The 17,272-nt window shown below is 43.5% G+C and carries 12 protein-coding genes; 9 read left to right on the forward strand and 3 right to left on the reverse strand.

Annotation, left to right across the window (positions count from 1 at the left end; all coding sequences use genetic code 11):
- Positions 1-4 precede the first annotated feature (4 nt).
- Positions 5-1,906 carry a molecular chaperone DnaK gene (gene dnaK / locus ACM5QX_RS17695; protein WP_011317183.1) on the reverse strand — a complete coding sequence of 634 codons (1,902 nt, stop codon included), beginning with the start codon at positions 1,904-1,906 and terminating at the stop codon, positions 5-7.
- A 514-nt stretch (positions 1,907-2,420) separates the two neighbouring features.
- Between dnaK and ACM5QX_RS17700 the strand changes: the two genes are divergently transcribed.
- The gene (locus ACM5QX_RS17700) at positions 2,421-4,934 is read left to right on the forward strand and encodes a DUF3656 domain-containing U32 family peptidase (RefSeq protein WP_414754725.1); all 2,514 of its coding nucleotides are present in this window, start codon (positions 2,421-2,423) and stop codon (positions 4,932-4,934) included.
- 278 nt (positions 4,935-5,212) lie between these two features.
- On the opposite strand, the gene ACM5QX_RS17705 is transcribed toward ACM5QX_RS17700, so the two are convergent.
- Complete coding sequence (locus ACM5QX_RS17705; protein ID WP_414754726.1) at positions 5,213-5,911, reverse strand: YdcF family protein; 699 nt, start codon at positions 5,909-5,911, stop codon at positions 5,213-5,215.
- Positions 5,912-6,234: 323 nt separating this feature from the next.
- Here ACM5QX_RS17705 and ctpB point away from each other — a divergent pair, with 323 nt between their 5' ends.
- From ctpB to ACM5QX_RS17725, 4 genes are all read left to right on the forward strand, one after another.
- The gene (gene ctpB / locus ACM5QX_RS17710) at positions 6,235-7,572 is read left to right on the forward strand and encodes a carboxyl-terminal processing protease CtpB (protein ID WP_414754727.1); all 1,338 of its coding nucleotides are present in this window, start codon (positions 6,235-6,237) and stop codon (positions 7,570-7,572) included.
- A 187-nt stretch (positions 7,573-7,759) separates the two neighbouring features.
- Entirely contained in the window at positions 7,760-8,728 is a 969-nt protein-coding gene (locus ACM5QX_RS17715) for a glycosyltransferase (protein WP_414754728.1), read from the forward strand.
- Positions 8,729-8,794: 66 nt separating this feature from the next.
- The gene (locus tag ACM5QX_RS17720) at positions 8,795-9,490 is read left to right on the forward strand and encodes a response regulator transcription factor (protein ID WP_190568729.1); all 696 of its coding nucleotides are present in this window, start codon (positions 8,795-8,797) and stop codon (positions 9,488-9,490) included.
- A gap of 68 nt (positions 9,491-9,558) precedes the next feature.
- Entirely contained in the window at positions 9,559-9,705 is a 147-nt protein-coding gene (locus ACM5QX_RS17725; RefSeq protein ID WP_414754730.1) for a hypothetical protein, read from the forward strand.
- Between the two features lie 314 nt (positions 9,706-10,019).
- Here the strand turns inward: ACM5QX_RS17725 and ACM5QX_RS17730 are convergent, their stop codons facing one another.
- The gene (locus tag ACM5QX_RS17730) at positions 10,020-10,301 is read right to left on the reverse strand and encodes an Npun_R1517 family heterocyst differentiation transcriptional regulator (protein ID WP_010995902.1); all 282 of its coding nucleotides are present in this window, start codon (positions 10,299-10,301) and stop codon (positions 10,020-10,022) included.
- Positions 10,302-10,992: 691 nt separating this feature from the next.
- Here ACM5QX_RS17730 and ACM5QX_RS17735 point away from each other — a divergent pair.
- From ACM5QX_RS17735 to ACM5QX_RS17750, 4 genes are all read left to right on the forward strand, one after another.
- Positions 10,993-11,349, forward strand: coding sequence for an NAD(P)H-quinone oxidoreductase subunit M (locus ACM5QX_RS17735; RefSeq protein WP_010995900.1), 357 nt, complete (start codon positions 10,993-10,995; stop codon positions 11,347-11,349).
- Between the two features lie 637 nt (positions 11,350-11,986).
- Positions 11,987-14,263 (forward strand): protein phosphatase 2C domain-containing protein, encoded by a 2,277-nt coding sequence (locus ACM5QX_RS17740; RefSeq protein ID WP_414754731.1) that lies wholly within the window; start codon positions 11,987-11,989, stop codon positions 14,261-14,263.
- 372 nt (positions 14,264-14,635) lie between these two features.
- Entirely contained in the window at positions 14,636-16,213 is a 1,578-nt protein-coding gene (locus ACM5QX_RS17745) for a CHAT domain-containing protein (RefSeq protein ID WP_414754732.1), read from the forward strand.
- A 336-nt stretch (positions 16,214-16,549) separates the two neighbouring features.
- A complete protein-coding gene (locus ACM5QX_RS17750; RefSeq protein ID WP_414754733.1) occupies positions 16,550-17,194 on the forward strand; it encodes a hypothetical protein in 645 nt (214 codons plus the stop codon).
- Positions 17,195-17,272 lie beyond the last annotated feature (78 nt).

A 17,272-nucleotide genomic window follows, 5' to 3' on the forward strand; every position in this document is an offset into this window, starting at 1 on the left:
AAGATTATTTAGTCTCTGTAAAATCAGCGTCAATTACATCATCACCACCATCAGATGAAGTAGTACCGCCATCTTGAGGAGCCGCACCAGGCGCAGCACCGCCACCAGCTTGTTGATAGATGTTGCTACCAACTGCGAACAATGCTTGTTGCAATTCTGGGGTCAGTTTCTTGATTTGCTCGTCGTCTTCCTTCGCAACAGCTTCCCGCAGGTCTTTGACTAAACCTTCAACTTTGGTTTTATCCGCTTCGGGGACTTTATCGCCCAATTCTTGTAGCTGCTTCTCAGCTTGGTAAGCCAAAGAATCGGCTTGGTTTTTACGCTCAATTTTTTCCCGGCGTTCTTTGTCAGATGAAGCGTTTTGTTCCGCTTCTCTCACCATGCGGTCAATGTCAGTTTTATCCAGAGTGGAAGCACCAGTAATACTGATGGACTGTTCCTTACCGGTACCTTTATCCTTAGCGGTGACGTTCAGGATACCGTTAGCATCAATGTCGAACACGACTTCGATTTGGGGAACACCCCGTGGTGCTGGGGGAATACCGTCGAGGCGGAAGGTTCCCAAGCTCTTGTTATCGTTAGCAAATTCTCGTTCACCTTGGAGGACGTGAATTTCCACGTTGGTTTGACCATCCACGGCTGTAGAGAAGACTTCAGATTTTTTGGTGGGGATTGTGGTGTTGCGAGGAATAATCTTTGTCATCACACCACCCAAGGTTTCTACACCCAAGGACAATGGTGTTACATCTAACAACAAGATGCCTGTGACTTCACCACCCAATACACCTGCTTGAATCGCTGCGCCAACTGCCACAACTTCATCAGGGTTAACAGTTTGGTTTGGTTCTTTACCTAGCAGATTCTTAACGAGTTGTTGTACCGCAGGAATACGGGTAGAACCACCCACTAAGACCACTTCATCAATATTGTCTTTCTTGAGTTTGGCATCCCGTAGCGCCTGTTCGACGGGAATACGACAACGGTCAATCAAGTCAGCACAAAGTTCTTCAAACTTAGCGCGAGTCAGAGTCATATCCAGGTGTTTGGGGCCGTCCTGGGTAGCTGTGATGAATGGAAGGTTGATTTCTGCTTGGGTCACGCTGGAAAGCTCAATCTTGGCTTTCTCTGCTGCTTCGGTTAAGCGTTGCAGTGCTTGTTTGTCTTTGCGGAGGTCAATACCTTCGTCTTTTCTAAACTGTTCAGCTAGGAAATCAACGATTTTTTTATCGAAGTCGTCACCACCAAGGTGGGTATCACCAGAAGTAGCCAATACTTCAAATACGCCGTCGCCTACTTCTAGGACGGATACGTCGAATGTACCGCCACCAAGGTCAAATACGAGGATGGTTTCATTGCTCTTTTTATCAAAACCGTAAGCCAAGGAAGCGGCTGTGGGTTCGTTGATAATCCGCATGACTTCAATACCAGCGATCTTACCAGCGTCCTTGGTAGCTTGACGTTGGGAGTCATTGAAGTACGCGGGAACGGTGATTACAGCTTGGGTAACAGTTTCACCAAGATATTTACTAGCATCTTCCACTAGTTTGCGGAGAACCTTGGCAGAAATTTCTTCGGGAGCAAATTGTTTACCGGCTCCAGGAGAGTCTACCTTGACGTTACCGCCACTGCTGAGAACTTTGTAGGAAACTTCTGTAGCTTCGTTTGTTACTTCGTCATAGCGACGACCAATAAAGCGCTTAACAGAATAGAAAGTATTTTCGGGGTTCATCACCGCTTGGCGCTTGGCGATTTGTCCTACTAGGGTGTCGCCGTTTTTAGCAAATGCCACTACCGACGGTGTGGTGCGGAAACCTTCTGCGTTGGCAATAACTGTGGGTTTACCACCTTCCATTACTGCGACGCAGGAGTTAGTTGTTCCTAAGTCAATTCCAACTACTTTTGCCATTTTAGGTGCTGGCTCCGTATAACTACAAATGAATGGGAATATAAAGGGCTTAATTCTTGAACTAACTAGTGAAAAAAGCAGTCAGTTCAGTATCCATAACCTTTGATTTGGTCTTCCTGGGTGGGAAATTCCAAGTTATGCTGATATATATACTGAAGCTCAGGGATCGCCAGTCCATGAAGGGTGGTTTCCCGAACCTTGAATGGGACGGTTAATTTTAAAATTTGTTTTTAGCTGGTTCATGGATTAAACTGCTGTCACTCTGTCTAATTTATGAGAATTAATACTTTGAGTAATTAGGGTCAACCGTAACGTTAATGTGGTGTTTGCCGTCTTTAGAGATAAATAACCCTATTTTGTCTAAGATCATCCTGACAATAAATAAAGCGATCGCTCCCCTAATTACGTTAAGTTACTGATACAAATACACCATTGGTAATTGCTGATTCTCTTCCAGTCGCCAGTTTTTCTTAGATAAAATTACTATGGTGATACATAACCTTTGCCAAACTTGATGAAAAGCGCTGACAGACAAAATCCCCAATCCTCCTTTCCACGTCCTGACATCCTCGCACCGGCTGGTAACTGGGAATGTGCTAAAGCTGCTGTAGAAAATGGGGCAGATGCGATTTATTTTGGTTTGGATAAGTTTAACGCCAGAATGCGGGCGCAAAATTTTACTGAGGCAGATTTACCTGAATTAATGGCATTCCTGCACCTGCGGGGCGTAAAAGGTTATGTCACCGTCAATACACTAATTTTTCCCCAAGAATTAGGGGAAGCGCAGCAATATCTCCGCACAATTATTGCTGCTGGTGTGGATGCGGTGATTGTGCAGGATGTGGGGATTTGTCGGCTTATCCGTCATCTGTCACCGGATTTTCCCATTCACGCTTCTACACAAATGACCATCACTAGCCCGGCTGGTGTGGAATTTGCCAAGTCTCTTGGTTGTGAATTGGTAGTACTAGCCCGTGAATGTTCTCTTGCAGAAATTAACAAGATTCAACAGCAGATTGCACAAAGGTCTGCTTCCCTACCCCTAGAGGTTTTTGTTCACGGGGCTTTGTGTGTAGCCTATTCTGGTCAATGTTTGACTAGTGAAGCCTTGGGGGGACGTTCTGCCAATCGTGGTGAGTGCGCCCAGGCTTGCCGAATGCCCTATGAATTAACTGTTGATGGGGAAATTATAGATTTAGGCGATCGCAAATATTTACTCAGCCCCCAAGATTTAGCAGGATTGGAAATTTTGCCTGATTTGGTTAAGTCAGGGGTGACCAGTCTCAAGATTGAAGGACGGTTAAAAGCTCCAGAGTATGTGGCTAATGTTACCCGTGTCTATCGACAAGCATTAGATCGGGTGATGGGACACTCACAAAGGGATTATGTATCACATCAAGAGCGCTACGACTTAGAAATGGCTTTTTCTCGCGGACTTTACACTGGTTGGTTTCAGGGAATTAACAATCAAGAACTAGTTCATGCCAGATTTGGCAAGAAGCGCGGGGTTTACTTAGGTGAAGTCAGCCGTATTCACCATGAAGAGGTGACAATTAAATTAGCAGCACCTGTGAAGCCAGGGGATGGTGTGGTGTTTGACTGTGGTCATCCAGAGGCGAAAGAAGAAGGTGGTCGAGTCTATGGGGTGGTGCAGAAGGGTAAAGAAGCCGTATTAAGCTTTGGTCAAGGTAATGTGAACTTCCGCCGCGTTCATGTAGGAGATAAACTTTGGAAAACCAGCGACCCAGAACTTGATAAACAATTGCGCCAAAGCTTTGCTGGAGATAACCCCCAATTTCAACGTCCCATAGACTGGGAAATTCATGGTGAAATTGGTCAGATGTTAGTGGCGATCGCCCGCGATGAACTCGGTAACATTGTACAAGTAGAGTCAGCAATATCATTAGTTGCAGCCCACACCAAACCCTTAGATACAGAACGTCTACAAGAACAATTCGGTCGTCTTGGTAACACTCCCTTCCGTTTAGGAACCCTCACCAATCACCTCAATGGTGCGGTCATGGTTCCCGTCAGTGAGTTAAATCGGATGCGGCGAGAAGTTGTGACTCAATTAGAAGAATTACGCAGTCAACCCAAACGCTGGCAACTACGTAGTCATGTTTCCTTCCCAGACCTCCTCCCTCCCCCATCTCCCCAATCCCCCCAATCCCCCTCCCTCATCGTTTTAGTCCGCAACCTCAAGCAACTCCAAGCCGCCTTACAAACTGGTGTCGAAACCCTATACTGCGAATTTGAAGACCCCCGCACCTATAAAGAAGCTGTACAACTAGTACATGAAGTAAGGAGAGAATCCGCTTCTCCCCAAATCTTCGTCGCCCCACCCCGCATTACCAAACCCGGCGAAAACTGGATTTTACAGCAAGTCCGCGCCGCCAACGCTGATGGTTATCTGATCCGCAACTACGACCAGTTAGAATTTTTTGCAGGCGATATTTGCATTGGTGATTTTTCGCTGAATGTTGCCAACCCCTTAACCGCAGACTACTTTAAACAAAACTTCGGTTTGAACCGGTTGACAGCATCCTATGATTTAAACATCAATCAACTAGAAAACTTACTTACCAGTTGCCCTGCCCAGTGGTTTGAGGTAACAATTCATCAACATATACCCATGTTTCACATGGAGCATTGTGTATTTTGTGCCTTTCTCTCAGAAGGAACCGATTATACCAATTGTGGCAGACCTTGTGAAAAACACGAAGTGAAATTGCGCGATCGCGTGGGTAGTGAACACGTCTTACAAGCAGACGCAGGTTGTCGTAATACTGTATTCAATGGTACAGCCCAAACCGGAGCCGAATACGTACAGCGCTTGATAGGCTTGGGTTTAATTCACTTCCGCCTTGAGTTTGTCAATGAAACACCTGAACAAGTGACTAAAACAATACAGCGTTATCGTCAATTACTGGCAGGTGAAATTACAGGTTCTCAACTGTGGCGAGAGTTGAAACTACAAAATCAACTAGGTGTAACTCGCGGCCCCTTGGGTGTATCTGCACTGCGATGAAATTAGGACTTACGCACCCAGATTTTCTTTTGAGACTGGGTGTAAGGGTGTAAGGGTGTAGGGGTTTCAAACATTTATACCCCTATACCCTTCTCCAAACCCTTGATATTTCGTTTTCATACGTAGGTCTTAAAAATGTGTGCTGTCAAAATTTATAGCTATCGCCAGTAGTGTTAGGACATCAATAAGATGATGTAACCTAGACACCAAGAGGCTTTTCACCCAGTCCCCAGTCCCCAATCCCCGATCCCCAATCCCCAATCCCCAGCCATAACCTCTCACATCCTCAAGTCCCCTTGATATTCACACTTAAAACCTCGACTTTGCCAAGTTGACATATTTACTTTGCTCAGTTGCATAACTTTTGGGCATTGTGGCTGAATGATTTGACTCAAGCCAGCCCATAATATGCTACGGGTGACATCTAACCCTGTTTTGATCCAAGACTCCCGATTACCAGGAACACCAGTTTCTTTAACGACCTCAACTTCTACCCAAATACCACGAGAGCCTAAAAGAATCTGTGCCATCCATTTAGCTCTTGGTAAATGAGTGGGTGAAGTAATTAGTCTGACTTTATGTACTCCCCAACTTTTTAATATCGGTACTCCATAGTAGAAATTTTCAAAGGTGGAATTGGCGCACTTTTCCAGCCAAACATTAGACAAATCTGCCGCCTCACGCTCAAAAATTAGCTTGATACATGGGTCTGGAGAACCTTGGGAAATTAAAATGGGGATTTGTGGATATTGTTTGGCTATTTGGGCAATATAAATTTCCCGTCTAATACTACCGCCAAGGACAAAAAAGGCATCTGGAGGCTGGGAAGAAGCAAAAACTAGGGTTATAGTGGTGATGATTAGCCAACCGCCAAGCACCAGACATAAAACCCCCACAAGTTTTTGTATTAATCGCCACTTTTTCCTTATGTCTTCCCTTATAGGGACTGATGAATTTCTGTTGAATTTGCGCCTCATGACACAAGATAAAAAAGCTTGGTTAGTTAAGCTTAAAAGACCAGCAATTCTCCAATAGAAGTGCTATCTTATAAAATTAATATGGGGTGTAAAGATGACAGTAACAAAACTGTCACACTATTGTCACACTGCTAGATTAAACTAGCTAAGAAAATCAAAGAAATAGTAATGATTGTTAATAAATTAATGCAAAATATTAGCATAATTTAAAGGGGAGAATTAATGAGGGGAGTGTAGCTGAAAATTGAGTATAAAAACTTAAAACTTTACCCAAAGTCTGATTGCTAAACTGTCAAAATCACAATAAATCCCTGCTGATATACATGAACTCATCTGCGAAACATCACTCGCTGCTCCAGGTTGCTATGATTGGAGGAGCGATCGCTACAACGGCGACTATATCCGTATTTGGCCCAGCTTGGACTCGTAGCGTTCGTGCCGCCTTACAAGATAGTCCTAAAGCGGTAATAGACCAAGTATGGCAATTAGTAAATAACGAATATGTTGATGGCAAGTTTAATCAACAAGATTGGCTAGCAGTTAGAAAAAGTTTATTAAGCAAAGATTATTCATCTAAAGAAGAAGCTTACGTGGCAATTCGGGAAGCCCTACAAAGGCTGAACGATCCATATACCAGGTTTATGGACCCCAAGCAGTTTGAAGTCCTCACCAGTCAAACATCTGGGGAAGTATCTGGTATAGGTATCCGCATGGAGTTGAACGAAACAACCAAGCGGCTGACTGTCCTAGAAGCCATAGAAAACTCTCCAGCCTTGAAAGCTGGGATTAAAGCAGGTGATGAAATCCTAGCAATTGACGGCAAACCCACCCAGCAAATGAAAGTGGATGATGCCTCTAAATTAATTCGCGGTAAAGAAGGCACCGCTATTACTTTACGTCTAGGACGTACTGGAAACAGTGCCTTTGATTTGAAGCTCACCAGAGCCAAAATAGAAGTACCAACTGTTTCCTACAACCTGAAGCAAGAAGGTAGCAGACGGGTTGGTTACATCCGCTTACGGGAGTTCAGCGCCCACGCCGCCGAGCAAATGGCACGAGCTATCCGCAATTTGAACGGACAAAAAGTAGATTCTTATGTCTTAGATTTGCGGGGAAACCCTGGTGGTTTATTGCAGGCGAGTATTGAAATCGCTCGGATGTGGTTAGATGATGGTGGCATTGTCCGTACCGTTAACCGTCAGGGATTTAACGAAGATACAAAAGCTAACCGGACTGCTTTAACAAAACTTCCCTTGGCCGTATTGGTAGATGGTAACTCAGCTAGCGCCAGTGAGATTCTGACAGGTGCGCTCAAGGATAATAAACGAGCTGTAGTTATTGGTGGTCAAACCTTTGGCAAAGCTTTAGTCCAGTCAGTTCATGAATTACCCGATGGTTCAGGTTTGGCAGTGACGATCGCTCACTACTATACCCCCAACGGTACAGACATCAACCATAAAGGTATTACACCAGATATCAAACTGGAGTTAACCGACGCACAGGAACGCCAACTAGCCAACAATCCCAAACTAATTGCTACTCAAAACGATCCGCAATATGCCCGTGCGATCGCTGTATTATCTGGCAATAACTTTGCTCGTCCTCCCCTCAATCCAACCAATCAACCAATGAGTCTGGGTGCTAATGAGTTGAAGTTTTAAAAATCTGTTCTATGAGTGATTAGTTACCAGGTGTTCATATATCAGCATTTTTCTGTTCCATAATTCTGGAGCCATAATCAGAACTTGAGTGGTGCGGGAATACTAGAAAAAGACAGAAGTCAGGCAGAGAATATCTGACTCACTCCTATACTAAGTTAGTATTTCCCAACCCACACTCTCAGGTTTTATGAATCATCAGCAAAATGATCCAACCACCGCCAACAGCTTTTTGCCAATGGTATCGGTGGTTGTTCCTATTTATAACGGTGAGGCAGATTTACCAGAGTTAATCAGCTGTTTTGTATCTCAAACCTATCCCCCAGAAAGGGTAGAGTACTTATTGGTAGATAATAACAGCAGCGATCGCACCCTCTCCTTCATAGAAAAATCTGCGGTTAATTCCCCAATTAATATTCGTCCCCTCAGCGAAAATAAAATTCAAAGCTCCTACGCGGCGCGTAACATGGGAATCCGGGCTGCTGTCAGTGAAATTGTGGTATTCACAGATGCTGATTGTCGTCCCCAACCCCAATGGCTAAATTCACTAATTCAACCTTTTGTCAATCCAGAAGTGGTAATTGTTGCAGGTGAAATCGCTGCTTTACCAGGAAAAAACTTATTAGAAAAACACGCAGACCGCCAAGATACGCTCTCACAAAAGCACACCCTCGCTAATAGCTTTTGTCCCTACGGTCAAACGGCTAACCTAGCAATCAGACGCACTGCCTTTACTCAAGCCGGATTATTCCGTCCCTATCTGACTACTGGCGGTGATGCAGATATTTGTTGGCGAATTTTGCGGTCAAATATTGGTAGTTTAGAATTTGCCCCAGATGCCATTGTCCAGCACCGCCACCGTGCCACACTCAAGGAGCTAGCCAGTCAATGGCGACGCTACGGACGCTCCAATCGTTATCTGCACGAACTACATGGTGTAAACTTAATGCCTGATATCAGCCTCAAAGATATTGGCTACCGTTTAACACGTTGGTTAATTAAAGAATTACCACGGGATAGTGCCAAAGCGATCGCCGGTAAAGCCAACTTGGTAGATGTATTCAATACTCCCATTAGTCTGTTCACCGCTAGAGCGCGTGCAGTCGGACAACGGGATGCCCAACTACCAGAACAGGCTAAGACCATTGAATGGTTGTAGGAAGTTTGAATTTTCGATCCATGATTCGCTACATTGGAACAAAGTGAACCATAGGAAATTTTTTAGATGTCAGCACAATTGTTACTGGTAGATGATGAACCCGGATTGAGAGAAGCCGTCAAAGACTACTTACAAGAAAGTGGTTTTAGCGTTCAAGTCGCCAGTAATGCCCGTGAGGGTTGGGATTTGATGCAGCAAAGCACACCAGACCTCGTAATTTCTGATGTGATGATGCCTCAGGTAGATGGGTATCAATTTCTCAAGCAATTGCGCGAAGACCCCCGCTTTCAATCACTCCCCGTGGTATTTTTAACAGCTAAAGGGATGACAAGCGATCGCATCCAAGGTTATCAAGCCGGCGTTGATGCTTATCTACCCAAACCCTTCGACCCAGATGAACTGGTAGCGATCGTCGAAAACTTACTTACCCGCCGCAACAGCAAGCCCCAAAAAACCACCGAAGAAGGCGAAACACCAGATATAGCCGAACTAGCCAATCAAATTGCTCAAATCAAAGCTTTATTAACTCAAAGGAATGCAATTTCCCAGTCACCTGCTCCTTTTAAAATTGACCTCACTCCCAGAGAACAAAGCGTTTTAAACTTGGTAGCTGAAGGACTAATGAACAAGGAAATCGCCCGCCGTCTCGAAACCAGCGTGCGTAACGTCGAAAAATACGTCAGTCGTTTGTTCAGTAAAACAGGAACTAACAGCCGTACTGAGTTAGTTCGTTTTGCCTTGGAACACGGTCTAGCCAAATAAACTACTCCGAAACTTCCATAAGAATTTCCCATCTCTGTACCTTTATATGGGACAGAGATACAAATGCTTTGTCGGAAATATCTTATGTAGCAGTAAAAATACTATTACACTTAATAACTAAGGATATTGCAGCATCAACTATCAACTTTTTCCAAGATGTGAGAGATGCCGTTGCAGAATTTGTGGCAATGTTTACTATTAATCTCCGCAAATAAAAGTAAAACCCTGGTCAGAGCAATTGCCCTCATAAATAAGACATCTAAAACTTTTACTAGTCTCAGAAGTGCAACATTAGTGCTAGTAATTACTCATCTATATAAGTACAGTAAATGGTAAAAACTCCGATTGTAGTTGCTTTATTTAGCTTTTCGGAGAGTAGGGTAAATTTGAGCTTATTAACAAAGGCATTAAGTTATACAAGCCAACTCAATATTTAGAGCAAATAGGTAAATGGGCTAACTTATGAGAAATTAAGATTTTCTACCCAGTATTTGATTTGCCGCTACTCAAATTGCAACTTTATTTCTAACTATTGATTAGTATCAACAGCATTACGTAAACGCATCAATTGACGACGCATTTGAGGTGATGCTTTAAACTCAGAAACTTCTTGTGCTTTTACAGACGCTTGTAGCATCTCTAAAAAGTCATCCGACCCTTCAGTTAAAGCATCTAGCAGGATCTGCATCAGTTGTTCGCGATCGCCCAACAAGCTTTTTTCCTCAACTAACCGGAATTTGAGATGTATTTCGCACTCATAGACACCGACTTCTATATTATTTATTTGCCGTGGTAATGCTTTCGAGTTCATAGTTTTAGAGATTCCTGTGCTTGGTGGTATGAGGTTGAGGAGGTATATCTCCTACAAAATTTCTGTATAGTCTTTTGAATTCGTTCTGCCTGAATTAACAATTTCTTTTCAATTCACCGCATTTATCTTCCATTCCATGCTCCTGATTTTTTTAGATAGTCTTTTATTGTCGAAGATCGAATCTTCCTGTGTTAGTTGTATTTCAGGTAAGCCATAACTATTATTCAGTTTTTGAGATTATATACAATAAAGTTTCTGTAAGAAGTTGTTCTAGGTTTTTAAAGCTTTTCACATCAACTTTATTTTAAAGTCAACAATAGTTTGAGTTTTTACTGAACTTTTCGTGTTTACACGTAAGTAAATCCCTCATTTTTTTTGATTTTATTAAAGCTAGACGTAGTTGTATGCTAATTACGTAAAATTACTCAATGTACGTTTTGTTCATCATCAAATTCAGGAGTGGTAGATGAGCGATTTTATCAAAAGTAAAATCTTGGTTTTAAACCATAGCATAGACTCTAAGTTCAACTGAAGAAAATCCAATCAACCTCCGGGGAACAGGGAAAACAGGGGAGAACTGACTCCAAGATTCTTCCCTAGTCCCCAGCCCCATTTAATTTGAGTGCTTTGAAGCCCATATATAGCGTCTACAATTATTTCAGTGTAATTAACCTGAATCTGACACCCTGTTATGGAAAACGCAACGCTGCTCAAGTCTACAACCCGACACATCCGCATTTTTGCAGCAGAAATTGACCGGGATGGTGAACTAGTTCCCAGCAATCAGGTCTTGACCTTGGATATCGACCCGGACAACGAGTTCAACTGGAATGAAGATGCTTTGCAAAAGATTTATCGCAAGTTCGATGAATTAGTCGAAGCCTCAAGCGGTGCAGACCTGACAGACTACAACTTACGCCGCATTGGGTCAGACTTAGAACATTATCTGCGATCGCTCCTCCAAAAAGGCGAAATCAGCTACAATCTCTCTGCTCGCGTCACTAACTACAGCTTAGGGCTTCCTCAAGTGGCCGTTGAGGATAAATAGTACGCAAGATCCCCAGAACCCCGACTTCTACTTCTTGAGCAAGAAGGGGTTCTGACTTATTTTAATAAATGTGTTAATTTGAACAGCACTAAATCAATTAGATATTTATCATCCAATTGGAGTGCTGTACGAATTATATAAGCGTTAGCCTACTCTACGATTTCTCCACAGGAGTAGCCGCAAGCTAAACTTAAGCTATTTTGCTTTCCTGCGGAACGCCACTCACACCTGTAGGGTATTACTAAGGATGAATTGTCCAGATGTCGAGCGTTGAGTATCTTAATTCTTAATTAAAGTTTATGACTGTTCCACAACTTATAAACTATGGAAATATCTGTGTTTTTTGCGATCGTTCATGATTAACGCAACCAAAGCAAAAAATCTAGACAAGACGAGTGTTAGCGGCTCTAGCAAGGGAAAGCAACAGATAAATAAAAGCTATGATGAGGCTGTAAGATTGACAAAGGAGTATGGTGTTTGCATAAGTTCAGATAAGTATTAATATCTGTTGGTATCTACCAGCTAAAATCATGATCCCACGATGGATAACTCGAATTCAAGAAATATGAGCGGTCTTCATTCTTGCCGCTACCAGTGCTGTTGAAACAATTGCCAATCGCTGATCGGTGCGAACACTATGGAAAATGATGCGGCAACGCTCTACTGTCCAAACGAACTTTGTCAGGCTGCGAATCCCCTGACACACAAGTTTTGCCAGCGATGCTCCACACCCTTACCCAAGCGTTATTTGTGGGTGGTGGGAGATAGTCTGAGTATGGGCATTACAGGAGAAATATTAGCCGATCGCTATTTAATTATCAATCAGTCTGTTGTTTTAGATACTAAACCCGGTTTACTACCCCAAGCGCCCGATTTAGAAAATACCCATCCCATCAGACCTTATCTGCGGCTCATCCCCTATCGGTTAAATATCCCCCAAGTGTATGGGGTGCTGCCGGCAACCGATGGGTATGTCCACAGTCAAGTTTTATTGTTAGAAAAATCTCCTCTGTTCGCAGACAATTTAGCTCAACAGGTGCATTTGTGTAGCGAATTTACCGATGCTTGGCGCTACGCTACATCAATGCGCCAACTACATTGGCTGTGGCAAATTGCCAATCTTTGGCAACCTTTCAAGAGTGAAGGCGTTGTATCTAGCCTACTCAACCCCTATCTGTTGCGGGTGGAAGGGCCATTAGTACGGTTGTTGGAGCTGCATTCTGACCCTACAACAGCCCTAGAATTGCCACAATTGGGTGAATTTTGGCAACAACTACACCAGGAAGCCAAACCAGCCATAGCAGAATTTGTTCAGCAAATTAGTTATTTGCTCATTCAAGGCGAAATCAAATCCTCAGAGGTACTAGTTGCTGTTTTAGACAGAGGATTGGCAGAACTAAGCAAATCACAAACGCCCACCATTCAAATCGCTACCAAAACTGACACTGGCCCTAGCCGTCAACGGAACGAAGATGCTTGTTATCCTCCCAGTGGGACATTATTGAGCAAACCACCCCAACCAACGGCCTTAGCTATTGTTTGTGATGGCATTGGTGGACATGAGGGCGGCAATGTTGCCTCTAATTTAGCAATTGAAACTGTCCACAAGCAGGTACAACAACTGATAAATGTACCACCAGACCATATCGAACCATCGCTGTTGATAGCTGATTTAGAACGGGCAGCAGCCGTTGCCAACGACAAAATTAGTCAGCGCAATGACAGCGAAAATCGCCAAGGACGAAAACGTATGGGTACAACCTTGGTGATGGCTTTACCTATTGCCCACGAAATGTATATTACCCACGTCGGCGACAGTCGCGCCTATTGGATTACCCGTCACGGTTGTTATCAAGTTACCCTTGATGATGATGTGGCATCAAGGGAAGTGAGATTAGGCTACGCTGTGTATCGTGAAGCAGTACAACAAGGCGGTTCAGGTTCGCTGGTGCAAGCTTTAGGCATGAGTCCTAGTAGTTCATTACATCCCACAGCCCAAAGATTTATCCTCGATGAAGATGGGGTATTTCTGTTAACTTCCGACGGGTTAAGTGATTTCGACCGTGTAGAAGACTATTGGGAAACGGAAATCTTACCAATTCTGACGGGTGAAGAAAATAATATAGTTAACGTGGTTGAGCGATTGGTAGATATTGCTAACACGAAGAATGGACATGATAATGTGACGATCGCCCTAGTTAACTGTCAAGTCAAATACACCGAACCACAGATAACTCTGAAGGCAGTTGTTCCCGACAGCACTCATATCAAAACTGTCAATTTGACATCAAGAGCGCTACAGCCAACCTTACTAGAGGCTAAACCAGAACAAAAAACTCAAGTAGTTCCCAGCAACTTACCTAATAGAATCAGCAAACTGCCTCTAAATCTCATCGTGCCGTTAATTTTGGTGGCAACAGCTGGTGTCTTGGGATATTGGGTAATGTTACTGCGATCGCAATATGCCATTCCCACAGTCACCCCGACTAGAAATATACCATCAGCCACCCAGAGTCCCAAAGTACAGCAGCGATCGCTAAATAATCTCGCACCTGGATGGATAATTAAAACTAACAGTGAAATCACTTTCAATCAACAACAAGTACCCCCAGAAAGTTTTTTAGAAGTGATTGATAAAAAATTCAATCCTCAACCTGCTCCAGGGATTTATGAAGTATACCTACGTCTTTGTAACCCCCAGCCAGCTAGCGCTAATAATTTAGCTACAGAACCTCCGCCACCTTCAGAACAGCCAATCAAAACGGAATTAGCTCAACTGAAACGATTTGCTGTGACAGTTTTACAACCCAGTCAAGATAGCCCTTGTAATAGTGTTTCTCTACCAGCAGACATCCCACCCCCAGCAGCCAATACTCCTAACAATCCAGGTGCAGCTGAATCAAATAATCGATAAACTGATAAAAACCTGAAATAATACAAATAATAACAAGACGCAATTTACCAGCCAAAAGTTTTTCTTAAGGAAAATCACACTTGGCTATTATCGTAAATTCAAGGGTTTAACGCCCCTCTCTGACAAAGTTCTGTGAAGCTCTCTACGAGACGCTAAAAGCGAACGCGGACTCGCTACCGCTAAGCTAACGCCGGCAGCCGGCGCACTCTACGGGATCTTGCTACAGACTTGGCGCTAAGTCTACAAGTAGTTTCAGTCTGGGCAAAATTCCCCTACTGAATACCCATAGCGGCGCGTAGGCAAAATATCTCGACTGCGACAGCCTCAGTAACCATAATTTTGAATTGTTCTTACCTCGTAGTGTGCTAATCCATGCCCTCCCTGAATCTGGCGATCGCCCGTCTCATCAACACTGGCAAAGATAGTTTCGCCATTTGGGTGGTCAAGGCTCCCTATCCCAGTGGCTATGTTTTGCGTGACTGTGCTTGGCCTGCCGAACTCAGTCAAATTTGGCAAGAATGGCAGCAAATGTTTGCCGGTCATAGTGGTATTCACATTTCTTCAGATACGAAACCCCCATTAACAAACTCAGTTCCGGGAAATATAGTCTCCCTCCCCTCCGGGCAAACCACTGGTTATAGTAGTCGCCTCATGCAATACCTGGGGATGAATTTATGGCGTTGGATATTCGAGGGGCCAATTCTGGGGAGTCTGGAACGTAGTCGCGGTATCGCTATGGGTCAACATACACGTTTGCGCTTTCGTCTGGAAATTCGTGATCCAGATTTAATCGCCCTACCCTGGGAAATTATGCAACGGGAACCAGGACAGCCTGCGGTGTCCCTCTCCCCAGATGTATTATTTAGCCGTACAACCAGTGAAGTTGAAGCTTTACCATATTTACGTATCGATCAAGCTTTAAAGGTGCTGCTGGTTCTTGGACATGATCAAAACCTGCAACTGCAAACAGAAGCCGCTATCCTAGAAAAAACCCTGTTAAATGGTGCTCAGGTGGCTGGTTATGGTCAGGGTTATGCACCATGTACAGTCAAAACTCTCATCCAGCCTACACCCCAAGAGTTGATTCAAGAGTTAGAAACGAAAGCATATAATGTATTTTTCTACGCTGGTCATGGTCTACCAGGGCCGGATGGCGGATTGTTGTTCTTGCGCCCAGGAATGAGCCTGAACGGCATAGAACTAGCCCAAGTATTAACCCGCAGCGCTTTGAAGTTGGCCGTATTTAACGCTTGTTGGGGAGCGCAACCAGCCGCTATTAATCATCAGGCTATTCCTGCTAGTAGTTTGGCAGAAGTTTTAATTCGTCATGGTGTGCCGGCAGTTTTAGCGATGCGGGATGAAATCGCTGACCATGAAAGCCACAGTTTTATTCAAGCCTTTGCCGAAGCATTGCGATCGCGCAAGCCCATCGATGAAGCAGTGGCGGAAGCCAGGCAAGAGCTGTTAACACTATATAAGTACAATCAACCCGCTTGGACTTTACCCGTTCTCTACTTACATCCAGATTTTGATGGTGAACTCATCAAAAGTTTTGATGAAAGTGTAACGGAAATGCCCGATACTGCTATTCCTAACTCTAATTCTTCCATGCCGATCGCCTCTTTGCGATCGCTCTCCCCCGGAGGTCGTAGCTGGTTTTTAAGAACTGGTGTCACACGCATCGGTCGGACGAAAGATAATGATATCGTCATCCCGGAACTTTCTGTTTCTAAGCGACACGCCGAAATTTTATGCCGGAATAATTTTACCGGTAATCCAGCCCGCACCTATTATCTCCAAGATTTTTCCACTTATGGTACAACTTGGTTTTTAGGCTCTAATGGTTGGCAACAAATTCTGCGGGAGGAAGTTCCTTTAAAATCAGGTATGCAGTTAAAGTTTGGTAGTTCAAGAGGTGAAATCTGGGAATTTATTATTGAAGATTCTTGAATAAATCATGGCGGGGGAAAAGCAGAATTCTGAAAATAACCTTTTTTCCTCTCCTGCCTCCCCTGCTTATCTGAACCTGGGGGATTTACCTGGAAAAATTTTTATCAGGTAAGGGAGATTTTGTCATGAGTTAGTAGCCAAAGTTTGAGAAAAACAGTCCACAATGAGACTAGGCATGAAACCAGATAAAAAACAAATGACGACTAACAACTGAGATACCCAATGCAGTAAACGGTCAATTTGAAGATTATAAAAAAACGTTTTTTTTTGCGGAAATCTAAATCTGACTGCTGTAGCTGTCAATGTCAACTAAATCAATTTATCAGGAGGCAATCAATGACTCATAAAACTAACGGTTCAGATGCTTGCCATTCTGTAGTATCTCAAATGGAATTAGATTTATTAGCAGCTTTATTAGAACCAGAGGATGCAGCCTATCCTTGGAACCCCTCTGACGATGAGTCAGAAATATACTTTGAAGAGCTAGAACGGCAATTTGCTCAAGATGTATCAGATGAAGAATTCACCACCAGAGCGCAGGTTTTTTACGATAAACTCGATCACCTATGGTCAGGGGTAACACCTTCTTCATACTACAATCATAATACATCGTCGTTAGCTGTAGATCATCTTCAAGAAAATTTACACACAGCTTTTGCGACTGGTATCCCACAAAATTGGCTAAATGCGATCGCCACCAAAGCAGCAGAAATTTTCGCTTCTCAACAATCTCTAGGTGAGCAACTCGTAGAGTGTGTACAAAGTGTATTACCCACATGGGAAGCAGATGACTTGTTGATTTTCGCCCGTCCCTATGCTTACGCTATGCGGAGCAGCGAAGGGCAAAACTTAACATCTATAGTTGATAATGTTAATCATCAAGAGTGGTCTGCTCTATCAGAAGTTGAGCAAGCAAAGTTAAGTGTAGCGATCGCTTACTATGCTATTAGACAACTCAATGATTCTCAGGCAGAATCTTAACTTCTACAGCTTTTTTATATACTTTGACCTTGATATTTTTACTGTGAACAGTGATTTTGCTCACAGGTGGCACTTTTG

This window comes from Anabaena sp. CCY 9910 (genome assembly GCF_963920875.1).
GTDB lineage: Bacteria > Cyanobacteriota > Cyanobacteriia > Cyanobacteriales > Nostocaceae > Trichormus > Trichormus variabilis.